Genomic DNA, 17,964 nt, shown 5'->3' with positions numbered 1-17,964 from the left:
TGGCGTTAGGACTATTCCCAATTGCGGTGTTGAAATTTCCTATTCTTTGATAGGACTTGGAGCCGCGATGTTGCCCCCCCACAAGGGGAAGCTGTGGCGTTGATGATTTTTGTGTCATGCCCGGTTCACACGGCCATGCTTTAGTTTTCCTTTTTCAGGGAGAACACCATGAGCGAATTCAACCTCGGTCGCCGTCGTGTCATGCAAGCGGTCGGCGCCGGGATTCTGCTTCCCGGTCTTGCGCCTGCGGTGATTGCCTCGGTCAAGGATCGGCCGCAGCTCACCGACGGCGTGCAGTCCGGCGACGTGCTGGGTGACCGGGCGATGGTCTGGAGCCGCAGCGATCGTGCGGCGCGGATGGTGGTGGAATGGGACACCCGTAGCCTGTTCACCAACCCTCGGCGTTTTGTTTCGCCGCTGGCTGATGCCCGCAGCGATTTCACCGCGCGGGTCGAGCTCACCGGTCTGCCCGCCGACCAGGCGATTTTCTATCGCGTGCATTTCGAAGACGCCCAGAGCGGCGTCACCAGCGAACCCTGGTTTGGCCACTTGCGCAGCGTGCCGCAAACCCGGCGCGACATCCGTTTCGTCTGGAGCGGCGATACCGTTGGCCAGGGCTTCGGCATCAACCCGGACATCGGTGGCATGCGCATCTACGAAGCGATGCGTTTGCGCCTCCCGGACTTCTTTATCCACAGCGGCGACACCATCTACGCCGACGGCCCGGTGCCGGCAAAGCTTGTGACTGAAAGTGGCCGCATGTGGCGCAACATCACCAGCGACGCCAAGAGCAAAGTCGCCGAAACCCTCGACGAGTATCGCGGCAATTACCGCTACAACCTGATGGATGAAAACGTCCGTCGATTCAACGCCGAAGTGCCGCAGATCTGGCAGTGGGACGACCACGAAGTGGTCAATAACTGGTCGCCGGGCAAGCAACTGGATGAGCGTTACCAGAGCAAGGATATCCACAGCCTGGTAGGCCGCGCACGTCAGGCGTGGCTGGAATATGCGCCGATGCGTTTGCAGAGCGCGGATAACGGCGGGCGGATCTATCGCAAGCTCGGTTATGGGCCGATGCTGGATGTGTTTGTGCTCGATATGCGCAGTTATCGCGAGGCCAATGATGACAACCTCGGTGCAGCCAAACCCTTTCTCGGGCGTGAACAGCTGGACTGGCTCAAGCGTGAATTGAAAGCCTCCAGCGCCCAGTGGAAAGTCATTGCCGCCGACATGCCGATCGGCCTCGGCGTGCCCGACGGCGAAGTCAGCCCCGGTGTGGCGCGCTGGGAAGCGGTGGCCAACGGTGATCCGGGCGCGGCCCAGGGGCGTGAGCTGGAAATCGCCGAACTGCTTGGTTTTCTGCGGGCGCAACAGGTGCGCAATTTCGTGTTCCTGACGGCGGATGTGCATTACTGCGCGGCGCATCACTACCATCCGGATCGTGCGGCGTTTCAGGACTTTGAACCGTTTTGGGAGTTTGTTGCCGGACCGTTGAACGCGGGGAGCTTCGGGCCTAATCCGCTGGATAAAACCTTCGGGCCTGAAGTGGTATTCGAGAAGGCGCCGCCGGCGCAGAACATGTCGCCGTTTGCCGGGTTTCAGTTTTTTGGCGAGGTGAATATTGAGGGGGCGACGGGGGAGATGAGTGTGGTACTGCGGGATCTGGATGGGGTCAGTGTGTTTGAGCAGAAGTTGCAGCCGGTGTGAGAAAGAACAGGAATTACTGACTTGAGTACCGTGTCGGCTTATAGCCAATAAATATAGTTATCTGTCATTTCTTACAGGTGTTTTTTGATGGGTTTTATTTAGGCTGAATCAAAACCAATCGAGTAACAGCTGATGAAATATATGAATGGACAACCAGGGTCAGTATGGAAGACCGTTGTATCTTTACTCTTCTGTGCGCTTGCGCTCACAGCTTGCCAAAAAACCAATGAAACTAATGAAACCAATGCAGGTATATGTAATGGGGATTGGGGATTGGGGATTAGTCGCCGGTTATGTCTGTGATATCGGTTTTCCGGGAAATGAAAAGAACTGCTTTATTTTCGCGAAGGATGTAGATCGTGACGGTGCATACAGAAGCGCTACGAGCGACGTCTGTATTCTTGATTTTCAGACGGATCAAGAAGCTATTGACTGCAACAAGATGTGCCGGGATCACGACTGTTCTAAAGTTCGATGCCCAGCGGCTCAGGACGCCGAACGTCTTGATAAGCGGCTCAATATCAAATAACGGTCAACAAGCAGTGACCAATCGACGTCACCTTGAACTTATGTTGAGCGCCTGCCCTGACGCCACATTGTAATGTGACGTCAGGTGATTCATTACCCCGCTCAATAAACGTCGCGGCGGTAGCGGCCTTGCTCGATCAAGCGCTCGACTGCCTCAGCCCCGAGCACTTCGTTGAGCACCTGATCCACCCCTGAAGCCATTCCCTGCAAGCTGCCGCAGATGTAAATGACGGCACCGTCATCCAGCCATTGCTTGAGCAAGCCGGCGGATTCACGCAGGCGATCCTGCACGTAGATTTTCTCGGCCTGATCTCGCGAAAACGCCAGGTCCAGACGCTCGATGTCCCCTGAAATCAACCACTCTTCAAGTTCGTCGCGGCACAGGTAGTCGTGCTCGCGGTTGCGCTCGCCAAACAACAGCCAGTGACGTTGCTGCCCATCGGCGATCCGCGCCTTGAGCAAACTGCGCAGCCCGGCCAGGCCGGTGCCGTTGCCCAGCAGGATCATCGGCAGCGGTTCGACCGGCAGATGGAAACCGCTGTTGCGGCGCACCCGCAGGCTGATGGTGCTGCCTACCGGCGCGTGTTCGGTCAGCCATCCGGAGCCGATACCCAGGCTGCCGTCGGGGTGCAGTTCCTGGCGCACGATCAGTTCCAGCACACCGTCGGCGGCAATCGAGGCGATGGAGTATTCGCGCATGGCCAACGGCACCAAAGCATCCACCAGCGCTTGCGCGTGCAAGCCGACAAGGTGCGTGCGGTTCTCGGGCAATTGGCGAGTCGCGAGTGCTTGTTCCAGCGCTTGCGACAGGCCATCGAGTATCACCGAGGCGCGACCGTCGATCCCAAGGCCATCGAGGAAATGCTCGATCGCCCACGGGCAGTTACGCGGCAACACTTCCACCAGATCACCGGCCAGCCAGCTACTGGTGGTTGGCGCGCTGAGGCCCAGCAGGTACACCGGCGAGCCGCTGCTGTCCGGGTTCATCACGTCGCGGCGGCTCAGCGTCCAGTTGTCGTAGCTCGGCGCTTGCCAGGTGTCCACGGGGGCTTGTCCAGTCAGCAGACCAAGTTGCTGCTGCCAGTGACGCAAGGCGTAAGGGTCGCCGCAGTCGACTTCCACCGGCGCGAACAAATGCTTGCCGCCGTGCTCGCCGAGCCAGGCATGCAAGCGTCGGGCGAAACCGCAGAAGTGTTGATACTGCCGGTCACCCAATCCAAGCACCGCATAATTCAGGCTCTCCAGGCTCAATGCCCGGCCCAGCACTTTGCGTTCGAAACCACGGGCGCTGTCCGGCGCTTCGCCGTCGCCGAAGGTGCTGACGACGAACAGCGCGTTGCCGGAGTTCCGCAGGTCATGCTCGCTGACGCTGGCCAGTGGCTGAACCTTTACCGGCAGGCCTGCTGCCTGCAGTTGGCCAGCGGTCTGCCACGCCAGTTGTTCGGCAAACCCGCTTTGGCTGGCGAAGCCGATCAGCCACGCCGGAGTATCGCTTTCCGGTTGTTCGAGGCCTTTGCGGGCGTCCTTGATCTGCTTTTTCTTGCGTCGACGATCGAGGTACAGCAACCAGCCCGTGACGAAAAACAGCGGCATGGTCAGCGCGCTGAGCGTCAGGACGATCCGCCCGACAATCCCGAAGTAACTGCCGACGTGCAGCGCGTAGATGCTCGTCAGCAATTGCGCCTTGAAGCTTTTGTCGCTGTAGCGGTCATGGCGTTTGACGACGCCGGTGGCCGGATCGAGGGTGATCTGGTTCAGCGCGCGGTCGTGGGGCGAGGTGGTCAACAGGTAGAACACCGTCGCGGGTTGCCCGGCCACGGGCGGCATACGAATGTTGTAGGCACTCAATGCCGGGCCGGCAGCGCTGTAAATGCTGCTCCACATCGATGCGTAATCGGCCGTCGGTGCCGGGCCTTCCGGTGCCGGGCCACGATTGCGAACGCGTTCATTCTGCGGCGCATCGGACAGCAATCGGGTCAGGCCCTTGTTGTACCACTCATAGGACCAGGACAACCCGGTCAGCGCTGCCAACAGATAAAACACCAGGCACCAGGTGCCGGCCACCGAGTGCAAATCCCAGTTGAAGCTGCGGCCTGTTTTCTTCCAGTCGAGGGTCAGCCAGGCGCGCCAGTTTTTCCATTGGCGCGGCCAGCGCAGGTACAGGCCGGACAGGCAGAAGAACAGCAGAATCAGCGTGCACGCGCCGGTGATCTGCCGACCGGTATCGCCCATGGCGAGGAAGCGGTGCAGTTTCAGCATCAGGTCGAAGAAACCCTGGCCGGTGGCGTCGCCCATGAACTCGGCGGTGTACGGGTCGAAGTAGCGCATCTCCCCGCGACGCTCACCCGGTGGCGGGGTGAAGTTCACCCGTGCGGCGTTACCGCTGTCGGTGTCGACCCAGAGCATCGAGACTTTCTTGCCCGATGCACCCTCGATTTTTTCCACCAGTTCAGCGGGCGGCAGCACACCGGCGACCTGTTTCTCGACTTGCAACACCGACGGGTTGAGTGCGCGCAGGATTTCATCCTCAAACGACACTATCGCCCCGGTGATGCCCATGAGGGCCAGGACCAGCCCGGCACTGATACCGAAAAACCAGTGCAACTGGAACAGGGTTTTCTTCAACACGTCACTCGCCTTGTTCGTTCGAAATTGTCATCACGGCGCGCATTATGCCGTGGGTTGTCCGTACACAAACTTTTTACGCACAAAAGCCCCGTTCAATTGCGTGAACGGGGCCTGTCCCTGATTCCAGCCTTCATCTGCACACCTGTAGGAGCACAGCTTGCTGGCGATGGCGGTGTGTCAGACAACATAAATGCTGTCTATGCCGATGCCTTCGCGAGCAAGCTTTGCTCCTACAGGGTTGTGGTGTGGTCAAAAGTGGAAGTTGGCGCTCAGCAGGGCGGTACGGCCGGCCGCTACGTGGGCGTAGTGGGTCTGCAGTATCTGGTCGAAGTAACGCTTGTCGGTCAGGTTCTGCACGTTGAGTTGCAGGTCGACGTTTTTGGTCAGACGGTAGCTGGCCATCGCGTCGTAACGCCAGTAGGACGGGATCTCCACCGAGTTGGCGATGTTGCCGAACTGCGAGTCAACAAAAGTGGCACCCGCACCCACGGTAAGCTTGTCCGGCACCACGTCGTAAGTCGACCACAGGGTGAAGTTGTTCCGCGGGGTGCTCGGCATGTGGTTGCCTTCATCGGCGGCGAGGGTGGTTTTGACCACTTCGCTTTCCATGTAGGTGTAGCCGCCGAAGACTCTCCAGTTGCGGGTCAGCTTACCGGTGTACGTCAGCTCGAGGCCGTTGACGGTTTGCTCGCCGTCCAGCACTTGCGAGGTGGCACCATCCGGATCGTTCATCCGTGCGTTGGTTTTCTCGGTGCGGAACAGTGCAGCGGTTAGCGACAGGTCGTCACCGAAGAAGTCCCATTTGGTGCCGATCTCGTAGTTGCGGTTCTTTTCCGGGTCCAGATCGGTGTTGTTCGCCGCCAGATCCAGGCCACCGTTGCCGCTGGTTTCACCGGACGGGTTGCTGGAGGTGGAGTAGGCCGCGTAGATGCTGCCGTTAGGCAACGGGTTGTAGACCACGCCGATCTGGTAGTTGACCAGGTCGCTGGTGTTCTCGCGGGAGAAGTCGTTCGCCGGCGCTGTGCTGCTGGCGTTGGCGTGGCCGCTGGATTCGACCTGGTAGTTGTCATAACGCAGGCCCAGGTTCAGGGACCATTGATCGTTGAACTTCAGCGTGTCGAACACGTAGGCCGCGGCGGTCTTGGTGTCGGTATCGGTGAACGCGGCGCTGTCGGTGATCTTGCCGTTCCAGGTATCCCCAGGCGTCGGGTTGTACAGACTGGTGCAGTCGCCGGAGCGGAAGAGTGCAGTGTTGCACGTCGTGCCGCTGGCGGCCGAAGTCAGGATGTAAGGGCGGTTGTGGGTGTCTTGATAAGAGAACTCAATACCGGTGACCAGGCTGTGTGCGATGGTGCCAGTGTCGAACTTGGCGCTCAGGTCGGTCTGGTTGATCCAGCCGCTGGACGTCGAATTACGGCTCTTGGCGCCACGGTACACACTGCCCTTGGCGACGTTGCCCTTGCTGTCGTCCGGGTTGGTGACGATGTAGTCCAGCGTCGAACGGGACATGCGGAAGCTGTTGGACACGGTCAGGTCTTCATTCAGATCGTGCTCGATCTTGAAGGTGCCGCTGTCATTGGTGGTTTCGCGGAAGTCGCGGCTGGTGACGCCGTAGAAGTTGTCGCGATCGACATGCACCGGTTTGTCGACGTTGTACTTGCTGCGAGCCGGGTTCAGGGTCAGCGGAATGCCGTAGTCCGGCATGTCGTCGGTTTCAACGTGGTAGTAACCGAGGGTCATGCGGGTATCGGTGCCCAGGCCGAAGGCGAACGTCGGCGCGACACCCCAGCGGCTGACGTCCACGGTGTCACGACCGGCGACATTGGCTTCGTGTTTCATCAGGTTCAGGCGGAAGGCCGAGGTATCGGTCATCTGCTGGTTCAGGTCGAGTGTGGTGCGCTTGGTCTGATCCGAGCCCCAGGTGAAGCCGCCATTGTAGAAACTGCCCAGTTTGGCGGTCTTGCTCACCAGGTTCAGGCTGCCACCGGTGGAGCCGGCGCCGGTGTAGGCCGACCCCGGGCCTTTGCTGACTTCGATCGATTCTACGTTGAAGATTTCGCGGCTCTGGGACGCCGGGTCGCGCATGCCGTCGACGAACGTGTCGCTTTCAGCGCTGAAGCCACGAATGATCGGACGGTCGCCCGCCGGGTTACCGCCTTCGCCAGCACCGAAGGTGATGCCGGGTGTCGTGCGCAAGGCGTCGACCAGGCTGGTAGCGCCTGTGTCGCGGATCACCTGCTGCGGAATCACGGTGACACTTTTCGGTGTTTCACGCAGCGGTGCGGTGTATTTCTTGTTGGCCGAGGTATCGGTCTTGTAGGAGGTATCGTCCTGCGCCTCGCCGTTGATGGCAGTGGCGTCCAGGGAAATCGCATTGTTCGGCGCTTTTTCGGTCTTTTCAGCCGCGAAAACCATATGCCCCGCAGAGCCGGCGGTGATTGCTACGCCAATCGCAGAAGCGAGCAAACGCGGTGAATTGACAGGTAATTGTGGTTGTTGGCGTGACATGTGAATTCCCCTCCCCAAGGATTTGAGGCCGCGGAATATAGGGTAGACGCGTCTATGTATCAATTGCGAAACGTTTCTATTCGCACTGAATTTACATTCTTTACAATTTACCCTTACGGTTTTTGCTGTTTCATTCGTCATGGGGGTTTTACAGTGTCAATAAGAATCAATACCATTGGCGCCCCTTTGCCTTCAGGTGGTCCTCATGCTGCTGCACATACCCGGCTTGTTCACTAAAGAAGAAGTGCAGCGCATCCGCGAGGCTCTGGAACAGGCGGATTGGGCCGACGGCAAGATCACCGCCGGCTACCAGTCGGCCAAGGCCAAACACAACCTGCAACTGCCGGAAGGTCATCCGCTGGCCAAGGAAGTCGGCGCGGCGATGCTGGAACGGTTGTGGAAAAATCCGCAGTTCATGTCAGCGGCGTTACCGCACAAGGTCTTTCCTCCGTTGCTGAACTGTTACACAGCGGGCGGCAGTTTCGACTTTCATATCGACAACGCCGTGCGCCAGCCCAAAGGCAGCATCGAGCGCGTGCGTACGGATTTGTCGGCGACCCTGTTCTTCAGTGAACCGGACGACTACGACGGCGGCGAACTGGAAATCCAGGACACCTACGGCACCCAGCGCGTGAAGTTGCCGGCCGGCGACATGGTCTTGTATCCCGGCACCAGTCTGCACAAGGTCAATGCCGTCACGCGTGGTACACGGTTCGCCTCATTCTTCTGGACCCAAAGCCTGGTCCGCGAAGACAGCCAGCGCGCCTTGCTGTTCGAGATGGACGGTGCGATCCAGCAACTGACGCAGGACATGCCCGACCACCCTTCACTGATCCGCCTGACCGGCACGTATCACAACCTGTTGCGTCGCTGGGTCGAGGTATGAGTTTTCAACTGCGCCGCGAAGAAGTGCTCGACGGCGATCACCTCAAAACCATGCTTGAGGAAAGTCCTGCGCGTGCTGCTCAGGCAATCCTGATCGCTGCCCGCGAAGGCGTGCTAGACGCGCAAGCCTTGCTCGGCCAGATCCTGCTGGACGGACAGGGCATCGCGCTGGATCAACCGCTGGCGCTGCGCTGGTTCGAGATAGCCGCTCAGCGCGGGCACCTGATGGCGCGCAACATGCTCGGTCGCTGTCATGAACATGGCTGGGGTTGTGCGGCAGATGCTTCGGTTGCAGCGCAGCATTATCGCGTCGGCGCTGAAGCCGGACTGGATTGGGCGATGTACAACTACGCCAACCTGCTGGCGACCGGGCGCGGGGTGATCGAGGATCAGCTACAAGCGCTGAACCTATATCGCCGCGCTGCGGAGCTGGGCCATGCGAAGTCGATGAACCTGCTTGGGCGTTACCTGGAGGAAGGACGGATTTGCCCCGCGGATCTGCAAGGCGCACGCGAGTGGTATCGACGCTCGGCCGATGCCGGGGATTTTCGTGGGCAGTTCAGTCATGGCGCGGTTTTGGTGGAGCAGGGCAGGCTTGACGAAGGAATGGCCTGGTTGCGCCAGGCGATGGTCAACGGCAATCAGCGGTTCCTGCGGGTCAGTGTCCAACGCTTGCGCGAAGCGTCCGACCCTGCGCTCAAGTGTTTGGCTGAGGAATATGCCCATCACGAACAAACACTGTTCGGTCGAGCCTGAAAGACGCTTCATATAAACATGAAGTAGGTTGTTTTGCAGGTTTGTATTCTTTTCTTATATATGCCCCTCAGGGTTTCTTTGACAGCACTTTTATAAGTGGATTAGTCTTTTGTTCGGCGCAGTTAAATTGGATTTGACCGTGCGCCGTTACGATCTGCTTTAAATTATTTAAATATATTCATGCCTATAGTTAATAGAGTAGTTATGAGCAATGACACATTGTGGGAGAACTCTTTACGGGGGGCGAACTACGAGAAGATTACCGAGTTTGCAACCGAAGTTCCAAAGATCCTGTCCGATGCGTCCAGCGCGGATGCGGATAATGTGACGCGTGAAGCCGGTTTGTTACTGACAAAAAAACAGATCATTGATCTGCGCAAGTACGAAGCTGCAGGCTTGGCCCTTCCTTATACCTTGAAGGATGTCACCGACTATCTGCGTTTCGGTGCAGGGCAGGATGGCGGTGCCGGTCTCAGGGCCGCCGACTTCCTGAAGACGTTTACCGATACCCGTGATCACGCCAGGCGCTGGTCACCGTTACGCGAACGCATCATGATCACCGGGACCGAACTGAAGCTGTTTGGCGCAAGCATGCAGCGCTACGGTGAAGACATGGAAGAGGTCTACCTCGATCTGAAGTCCGGTCCATTGCTTGAAAAGTACAATGTCAAAACACTGGAGCAACTGAAAAAGTTGCAACTTGAACTGGGCGATAAATTTCCCGGTATAGAACTTGATGCGGATACGATTCCAGACATGAAGTTTTATCTGGGTAAAATATTCGACAGGGTTACATCCAATCTGGTGAGTGTTCGGGGTATAAAAACCGATCTGGACAAGTTTGGTTATGACCTGAGTGAAAAAGTGCTTCCAGGTATCAAGTTACGAGTGGCATTGATTCAAACCAATTCCTATCCAGCGGAAGTCAAGAAACTCGATGGAGTTATCGCCCGTCGTGCCGAAGAGATTCTGGAAAAGAATACCCAATACCAGGCGTTGGTCGACAAAGCGTTGGGTTCGGCAGCCGGGTTGAATCTTTTCGGCTTGGGAATGGCTATTTACTACGGTGTCGAAGCGGAGGCGGTACGAGCCGTACGCAAGGAACTGAACGCGGCGCAGGACAAAGACATTGAAGTCCTGAGAAACATGAACCAGACACTCGGTTCGTTGAAACGTGTCGAACAGGACCTGCAAAACCTGAGGGTCATCGCCGTCGATGCTGAACTGGCCACGCAGAATCTCATGCACGTCTGGAATGTGATGCATCGGTACGTCGATGAATCGTCGACCGCCATGTTGGGCATCACCGATGCGCTGACTTTGAGGCGCTTCATGTCGTCATTCCGAGAGGTCGTCGGCCCTTGGGCGAAAATCCACAATGATGCGGACCTCTTGATCGAAGTGTTCAAGGAAGCGGATCGGGAATACAACCAGGACCAAGGAAGGGCGGTACCCAGAATGACAACTTTTTCCATCAAGCAGAACTACCCGGAGCCGAATCTTCAGGTTCTGAAGGACAGCCATCACGCGATGCGTGACGATGCTGTCGCGGCCGAAGCCCTTTTTATCCGGCTCAATTACTTGCCGGGTGTATTCGATCGCTTCCAAAGATTGCTCGGCGATGTCGGTGCCGCAGCCCGGGATCTGCGTGAATCGAGCCTCAACAGCAAGATGGACCTTGAGTCCAAGGTCCGTAAGTTAGTGGCGCTTGAAAAGGAATTGACCGGTGCTGTTGAGGGTTCTGAGGAGTTCGACGAGATTGAAGAGGATCTCATTGCGGCATTGAAAAAAATGCTCGCCATCACGCGCAGCGAGGCGAGCAAAGTGAGTGTTCGCTTGGCCAACATCAGCGACGGGTATGACCGGCGCACCACATTGGGCTACATCGCTGGCCTGGAAAAAGACCAACTCGATGCCAAAGAGTCCAAACAAGCGTTGGGCGAGACTCAGGTCAAGCTTCAACGTGAGCTCAAGGTTTTGTCCGAGGCAATCAGCGCTATCGAAAAAGCCGGTATCGAGAAAATCGGCAAAGAGATTGCCTTGACCATCGATAAGCTCAAAGAGCTGGGCATGGCACCACCGCAAGCTCAGATCGTGATGTTTGCGATCGACGAACTGAAGAAAGCCATGGCCGATATCAATGCAGGCATCACGTTCGTCAACATGATTCATGAAAGCAACAAGCTTCAGGACAGGGTCAATGAGCTTGGCCGCAAGATTGCGCTCAAAGACCGGGATATTGATCAGTCGGTGGGCAAGATCGAGTTTATCCACTTGATTCATGCGCTGGAGGACCAACGCCAGCGTTACGTGGGCGAGTACAAGCTGGCTGTTGCTGCATTCAAGCAATTCCTGACGGTCATGGAGGGCAACACGGCGGGTGATGTCGCGACGCGCAGTGCCAGGGCCATAAAAGAAGCGAACCAGTTCATTGGTTTTCTGACGCCGGTTTCACTGCCGTAACGCCAGCATTCACTGATGGCAGGGGTGGCTTTCATCGAGCATCGCTACCCCTGCCGGATAGTGATCAGCGACGGTTTCCCACGCTGGCCTTCGTCAGTGTCATCAGGTTATTTGCCATGTATGAATTTTTGCTTGCGAAGACGCATTTCGTTGCGTTGAAAAAATACTTCGATTTCCTCCGCGCACTTCCCGCCACGCTGGATCAACTGAAAGGCCATTCGGACAACTTGCAGCGTCAGGGGCATGTGCCGACGACAGGGCCTGATGCCGAGCGTCTTAAAGTGCTGGCTTCATTCAGCACCGGTTATCTGGAACGGCTTGAGGCTGATATTTCGGCGCTGGGTAAGGTGTGTGATGAGAACTTGCACCACATCGAGGTGTTTGCCGTGGAGTGCCGAATACTGGCCAAACTGTCGCACAAGCAAGGCCGCTCTTTCAGTATCAGCTCCGTGAACTACAAATTATTCAGCCTGTCCCGATCGCAGTGGTGGATCTGGTTTCCTCCCAAGGATGTCGCTGACCTGGCTTTCGAGCTTTCTCTGCGCCTGGGTCGTACCAGGTCTGCACTGTTGGACTTCAAGGCTGTGCCGCAGGAATTGCACAATGATATCCAGAACGTGTTCGAGCGGTTTTTCCGCTCATTGACCTTGAAATCCTGTGAGTGTCACTCGCGCTATTCCCGACTTGAAGCCTGGTACGTGGATGGCGGATCAGGTCTGCCCGGGCTGAGTGGCGCTGCCGGTCCAGGCCTTTCTGTGCAGGCGCGTCAGGCCCGGGCGAACGAGCATCTGCGTGAACTGTTCGCGATCAAGACAGATGCCTGCTCGGCGATTCACAATCTGAGCGACTTCCTCTATGCAATGCAGCACTTTCTGACGGTAGCAGAGCTTGAATTACGTAACGTCAGGCCGACTATTAAACTCTCGCAATTGAACTGCGCTCTGGCGCAGGTCGAGCATGTGCTGGAAGAGGTCAAGTCGATGGCTGAACAAATGCGGTACTGGTCCCGGGCATAAAAAAAGGTCCATGACATGTCATGGACCTTCTGTTGTTACTGCAAGCGGTATTACACGTAGAACGATTTCAGCGGCGGGAAGCCATTGAACTCGACGGCGCTGTAGCTGGTGGTGTACGCGCCGGTCGACAGCCAGTACAAACGATCACCGATCGCCAGGTTCAGCGGCAAACCGTACTTGTAGTTTTCGTACATGATGTCGGCGCTGTCGCAGGTCGGGCCGGCGATAACCACTTCTTCCACTTCGCCTTTCTTTTCGGTCCAGATCGGGAACTTGATGGCTTCGTCCATGGTTTCGATCAGGCCGGAGAACTTGCCCACATCCGTGTACACCCAGCGCTCGACGGCGGTGCGGGATTTGCGTGCAACCAACACCACTTCACTGACCAGGATGCCGGCGTTGGCGATCAACGAACGGCCCGGCTCCAGGATGATTTCCGGCAGATCGTCACCGAAGTCTTCCTTGAGGAAACGGATGATTTCTTCAGCGTAGGTTTCCAGGCTGTTGGTGCGGGTGATGTAGTTGGCCGGGAAGCCGCCGCCCATGTTGATCAGCTTCAGGTGGATGCCGTCTTCTTCTTTCAGGCGCTCGAAGATCACTTTGACCTTGGCGATCGCTGCGTCCCAGACGCTGATGTCGCGCTGTTGCGAACCGACGTGGAACGAGATGCCGTAAGGCACCAGGCCCAGGTCGCGAGCGAGGATCAGCAGGTCCATGGCCATGTCGGTCTGGCAGCCGAATTTGCGCGACAGAGGCCAATCGGCAGTGGTCGAACCTTCGGTGAGGATGCGCACGTAGACTTTCGAACCCGGTGCAGCCTTGGCGATGTTGCGCAGGTCGGCTTCGGAGTCGGTGGCATACAGACGTACGCCCTTCTCGTAGAAGTAGCGGATGTCCTTGGATTTCTTGATGGTGTTGCCGTAGCTGATGCGATCCGGGCCGACACCCTGGTTCATCACTTTATCGAGCTCGTAGATCGAGGCGATGTCGAAGTTCGAGCCTTTCTCTTTGAGCAGGTCGATGATTTCGACGGCCGGGTTGGCCTTGACGGCGTAGTAGACCTTGGCGAATTCGAAACCGGCGCGCAGGTCGTCATAGGCCTGGCTGATCATCGCGGTGTCGATAACCACGAACGGGGTTTCTTGTTTGTCGGCGAAAGCCTTCATTTTCTGAAAGGTATCGCGCGCGAAATAGTCTTCGACGTTGATCGACATGCTGGGAACTCCTACTGGCAAACTAGATTAATCAATGGGTGCAAATGAACGTCCTCCGTATCCCCACTTTGGTTCGCCTACTTCCCAAGGCATGTCGCCGAAAGCAAAAAGGCCATGGGAAGCGGTGCTTTCCCTTGGCCTTGCTGTCTCGTCGTCAGTACTTGAGCCGGATGGATCGTTTCCAGCATGGACGTTCGGCGCGAACTTTAGGGCGTGAGGGGCTTGAGATCAACAAAAAATGTCGCGTTTTTGCACGCTTCCGTCGTGCGGTCCTGGACAGCTACTGATGTAACCGACCTGCATGACAGTGTGATGTTCCCGTTGGAGGTAGATTTGAGGGGGGGCAGGCGGGATTTGTGTTGCCTCAATCGCTAGCAGGCTAGCTCCCACAGGGGATTTGTGTTGTTGCACAGATTGCATGCACACCACGGATCCAATGTGGGAGCTAGCCTGCTAGCGATGGCGTCGGTCAGGCCAGCGCCGTCTCTGCGGGCGAAACGATGCTGGTCTTGCCCCCACGGGACTTGCCAGAGCTCAAGTACTCGGCAATCGATTCCTGCGTCACTTCCCCAAGGAACACCCGTTCGGCATCCATCACCGGCAACCACGAACGATTGAACTCGTACATCCGCGACAACAGGATGCGCAAATGCTCGTCGTACGCTGCCGTGGCATTGAACTCACGCAGGTACTGCGCGCAAGCCCCGGTCTGACGGTGCAGGTCGCGACGTCGTACATAGCCGAGCGCCTTGTTCTCACCGTCCGTGACCACGACATAACGCCGGTCATGTTCATCCATCAACTCCAGGGCCTCGGCCACTGGCGTTTCCGGGCTCACCGACGGCGCGTTGTCCGCCGCGTCTTCGGCCTTCACCAGCAACAGACGCTTGAGCGTGCTGTCCTGGCCGACGAAGTTGCTGACAAAGTCGTCCGCCGGGTGCGCCAGCAACGTGTCGGGGTGATCGATCTGCAACAGCTTGCCGGCGCGGAAGATCGCAATCTTGTCGCCGAGCTTGATCGCTTCGTCGATGTCGTGGCTGACCATGATCACGGTCTTGTTCAGCGCCCGTTGCATCTCGAAGAACTCGTTCTGGATCATCTCGCGGTTGATCGGGTCGACCGCGCCGAACGGTTCATCCATCAACAGCAACGGTGCATCCGCCGCCAGTGCGCGAATCACGCCGATCCGTTGCTGCTGACCACCGGACAATTCTCGCGGATAACGATTCAAATACTGCTTGGGCTCAAGTTTGATCATGCTCATCAACTCGCGGGCGCGGTCGTGGCACTTCTGTTTGTCCCAGCCCAGCAGGCGCGGAACGATGGTGATGTTTTCCTCGATGGTCATGTTCGGGAACAGGCCGATCTGCTGGATCACGTAACCGATGTTGCGACGCAGGGTCACTTCGTCGAGACCGGTGGTGTCTTCACCGTTGATCAGGATCTTGCCCGAGGTTGGCTTGATCAGGCGGTTGATCATCTTCAGCGTGGTGCTTTTGCCGCAGCCCGATGGCCCGAGGAACACACAGATTTCGCCTTCATTGACGGTCAGGCTGACCGAGTCCACGGCTTTCACGTCTTTGCCGTTGCTTTGGAAGGTCTTGCTGAGGTTTTGAAGTTCGATCATTTGAGCAGTCCTTTTGGAGTCAGCGTGCGTTGCAGCCATTGCAGAAGCAGGTCGGCGAAGATGGCCAGGAGACTGACCAACACGGCGCCGACGATCAGCATCGACATGTCGCTGCGGCTGATGGAAGCGAGAATGAGGACACCGAGGCCACCGGCGCCAATGGTCGCGGCGATGGTCATGACACCGATGTTCATGACCACCGCGGTGCGTACGCCGGCCAGAATCACCGGCACGGCGATGGGCAGTTCGACCATGCGCAGGCGCTGGCCGAAGGTCATGCCGATGCCGCGTGCGGCTTCGCGAATGCCCGGTTCGACGTTGGTCAGGGCGAGGTAGGTGTTACGCATGATCGGCAGCAACGAGTACAGAAACACTGCCGTAATCGCCGGCATCGGCCCCAGGCCCTGGCCGAATTTGGAGTAGAACGGCAGCAGCAGACCGAACAGTGCAATTGACGGTACGGTCAGCAGCACCGTGGCGCTGGCTTGCAAGGGGCCGGCGAGCGTCGGGAAACGCGTCATCAGAATGCCCAGCGGCACGCCGACCAGAATCGCCAGGGTCACCGCAATGCCGACCAACGTTATGTGCTGCCAGGTCAGATGCAGCACCTGCGGCCAGTCAAGATGGGAAAAGGCGTTGAGAAATTCCATGACTTTTCCTCCTTAGTTGATGGGGTGTTGGCGCAGGAAATCGGCGGCAACGGATGAAGGGCTTTCGTGATCGACATCGACCCGCGCGTTGAGCTGGCGCATGGTTTCGTCATCGAACAGTTCGGCCAGCGGCTTGATCTCGTCCGCCAGTTTCGGATGGGCATCGAGGTAAACCTGACGCACCACCGGCGCGGCGGTGTAGTCCGGGAAGTAATGCTTGTCGTCTTCAAGCAGTTTCAACTTGAAGGCGTTCAAGCGACCGTCGGTGGTGTAGACCAGACCGGCAAACACCTGGCCATTGCGCAGGGCGGTGTAGACCAGGCCTGCATCCATCTGGCGGATGTTTTTGCGCGTCAGGTTCATGCTGTAGAGGTCGACCATGCCGTCCAGACCGTCGGAGCGGTTGGCGAACTCGGTGTCCAGCGCGACCAGGTGACTGGTCTTCGCCTCAGCCTGCATCACCGTGTTCAGCTCGCTGATGGTGTTGATCTGCGGGTAGGCCTTCGCGGTTTTTTCCGGCAGGGCCAGGGCGTAGGTGTTGCTGAACTTCGACGGGGTCAGCCAGACCAGGCCTTTTTTCGCGTCGAGTTCTTTCACCTTGGCGTAGGACTGGGCGCTGTCGAGTTTTTCAGTGACATGGTTGTAGGCCACCAGCGACACGCCGGTGTATTCCCACATCAGGTCCAGTTGGCCACTTTCGTGGGCGCTGCGAGCTAGGTTGCTGCCCAGACCGCCAGTCACCTGGGTGTCGTAACCCTTGGTGCGCAGGTACTGGGAGGTGATTTCCGCGAGCAGGGTTTGTTCGGTGAACACCCGGGCGCCGATGCGGATCACCGGTTTTTCAGCGGCTTGGGCGATTCCCGAGAACAGCAGAACGCAGCCTAGTAAAAAGCTTGATGTCTTCATGATTATTCCTTTGCCGAGGCTTAAGACGGGCGCAAGCCGCGTTCGAGCCAGAGGCGGCTGGCGAGTGTCACCAGGCCGTCGAGCAGCAAGGCCAGCAGGGCGGTGCAGGCCGCGCCCAGCAGCAGTTGCGGCTGATTGTTCAGGGCGATGCCGGGGAAAATCAGGCTGCCCAGACTGTTGGCGCCAATCAGGAACGCCAGCGGTGCGGTACCGACGTTGATCGCCAGCGCTACGCGCACACCGCCGATGATGATCGGCACGGCGTTCGGCAATTCGACTCGCCACAGCACTTGAGTCGGCGTCATGCCGATGCCGACGGCCGCTTCCTTGAGGGAACCCTGGACATTTTTCAGGCCTTCATAGGTGTTGCGCACGATCGGCAACAGCGAGGCGAGGAACAGGGCGAAGATCGCGGGGCCGCTGCCGATGCCCAGAATCCCCAGGGCAATGGCCAGTACGGCAAGTGGCGGCACGGTGTTGCCGATGTTGAAGATCTGCATGAAGCGTTCGGCGCGTCCCACCATGGTCGGACGGCTGAGGAAGATACCGGCGGGTATGCCCACAACAAGGGCGGCCAGCATGGAGACGAGGACGAGAATCAGATGAGCTTGCAGGTAAAACAACAAATCGTCGCGGTACTGTTCGATCGTGTTGATGCCAATCCAGTGGACCAGCAGGGCCAGAAGGGCGACGACAACCGCACCTCCTGTCAGCCCTTTGCCATAGCGAATAGCCACAGGCGGACTCCTTTTTTCTTTGTCGGCGAACGCAGCTTCGTGTGGCAATGCCAGTCCTGGCTGCCGAAGTAAGCGTTCGCGAGAAGCAGCGCGTTCTATGCCCGCGGAGGGACATGAATCGAGCCATAAGCGCAGCCTCGTCAGGCTAACTTGCTGATTTTTCAGCCCCTGGGACGAGTGCCGTAACAGGGGAGTGGACGCCTCCACCTTTTAAAAGGTTCCATAATTAGCAGCAGATAGCCACCCTTGATGACCGAACACGCCCCCGCTCGATGCCATAACGCAACCCTGTAGGAGCCGGCTTGCCGGCGATGGAATCACCTCGGTGTATCTGAC

Annotated in this window: 13 protein-coding genes; 6 read left to right on the top strand and 7 right to left on the bottom strand. The window is 57.8% G+C overall.

From position 1 onward, the window contains the following. The first annotated feature begins 168 nt into the window (after positions 1-168). Complete coding sequence (locus IB254_RS11920) at positions 169-1,710, top strand: alkaline phosphatase D family protein (RefSeq protein WP_192417409.1); 1,542 nt, start codon at positions 169-171, stop codon at positions 1,708-1,710. 145 nt (positions 1,711-1,855) lie between these two features. Further along, positions 1,856-2,239: a hypothetical protein gene (locus tag IB254_RS11915; protein WP_192417408.1), complete on the top strand. Its 384-nt coding sequence runs from the start codon at positions 1,856-1,858 to the stop codon at positions 2,237-2,239. Positions 2,240-2,340: 101 nt separating this feature from the next. Here the strand turns inward: IB254_RS11915 and IB254_RS11910 are convergent, their stop codons facing one another. Further along, positions 2,341-4,866 (bottom strand): PepSY domain-containing protein, encoded by a 2,526-nt coding sequence (locus tag IB254_RS11910; RefSeq protein ID WP_192417407.1) that lies wholly within the window; start codon positions 4,864-4,866, stop codon positions 2,341-2,343. A gap of 249 nt (positions 4,867-5,115) precedes the next feature. Then, a complete protein-coding gene (locus tag IB254_RS11905) occupies positions 5,116-7,374 on the bottom strand; it encodes a TonB-dependent receptor (RefSeq protein WP_192417406.1) in 2,259 nt (752 codons plus the stop codon). A gap of 205 nt (positions 7,375-7,579) precedes the next feature. Here IB254_RS11905 and IB254_RS11900 point away from each other — a divergent pair, with 205 nt between their 5' ends. From IB254_RS11900 to IB254_RS11885, 4 genes are all read left to right on the top strand, one after another. Then, complete coding sequence (locus tag IB254_RS11900; RefSeq protein WP_008024424.1) at positions 7,580-8,260, top strand: Fe2+-dependent dioxygenase; 681 nt, start codon at positions 7,580-7,582, stop codon at positions 8,258-8,260. Continuing rightward, positions 8,257-9,015, top strand: a complete 759-nt coding sequence (locus IB254_RS11895) for a tetratricopeptide repeat protein (RefSeq protein WP_192417405.1) — start codon at positions 8,257-8,259, stop codon at positions 9,013-9,015. The genes IB254_RS11900 and IB254_RS11895 overlap by 4 nt, the downstream gene beginning before the upstream one ends. Positions 9,016-9,219: 204 nt before the next feature. Further along, positions 9,220-11,478 (top strand): alpha-xenorhabdolysin family binary toxin subunit A, encoded by a 2,259-nt coding sequence (locus IB254_RS11890; protein WP_192417404.1) that lies wholly within the window; start codon positions 9,220-9,222, stop codon positions 11,476-11,478. Between the two features lie 116 nt (positions 11,479-11,594). Then, positions 11,595-12,494, top strand: coding sequence for a hypothetical protein (locus IB254_RS11885; protein ID WP_192417403.1), 900 nt, complete (start codon positions 11,595-11,597; stop codon positions 12,492-12,494). A gap of 50 nt (positions 12,495-12,544) precedes the next feature. Here the strand turns inward: IB254_RS11885 and IB254_RS11880 are convergent, their stop codons facing one another. The 5 genes from IB254_RS11880 to IB254_RS11860 form a co-directional block, all read right to left on the bottom strand. Then, positions 12,545-13,708, bottom strand: coding sequence for a type III PLP-dependent enzyme (locus IB254_RS11880; protein WP_008024420.1), 1,164 nt, complete (start codon positions 13,706-13,708; stop codon positions 12,545-12,547). 469 nt (positions 13,709-14,177) lie between these two features. After that, positions 14,178-15,335: a betaine/proline/choline family ABC transporter ATP-binding protein gene (locus IB254_RS11875; RefSeq protein ID WP_192417402.1), complete on the bottom strand. Its 1,158-nt coding sequence runs from the start codon at positions 15,333-15,335 to the stop codon at positions 14,178-14,180. Continuing rightward, positions 15,332-15,985, bottom strand: coding sequence for an ABC transporter permease (locus IB254_RS11870; RefSeq protein WP_192417401.1), 654 nt, complete (start codon positions 15,983-15,985; stop codon positions 15,332-15,334). The genes IB254_RS11875 and IB254_RS11870 overlap by 4 nt, the downstream gene beginning before the upstream one ends. Positions 15,986-15,997: 12 nt before the next feature. Beyond that, positions 15,998-16,891 carry a glycine betaine ABC transporter substrate-binding protein gene (locus IB254_RS11865; RefSeq protein WP_192417400.1) on the bottom strand — a complete coding sequence of 298 codons (894 nt, stop codon included), beginning with the start codon at positions 16,889-16,891 and terminating at the stop codon, positions 15,998-16,000. 20 nt (positions 16,892-16,911) lie between these two features. Continuing rightward, on the bottom strand, positions 16,912-17,628 hold the full coding sequence (locus IB254_RS11860) for an ABC transporter permease (protein ID WP_192417399.1): 717 nt from the start codon (positions 17,626-17,628) through the stop codon (positions 16,912-16,914). Positions 17,629-17,964 lie beyond the last annotated feature (336 nt).

It is taken from the genome of Pseudomonas sp. PDM03 (assembly GCF_014852385.1).
In the GTDB taxonomy this organism is placed as follows: Bacteria; Pseudomonadota; Gammaproteobacteria; order Pseudomonadales; family Pseudomonadaceae; genus Aquipseudomonas; species Aquipseudomonas migulae.
Note: the sequence above shows the minus strand (reverse complement) of the source record. Positions and strands in the feature narration are given on the sequence as shown.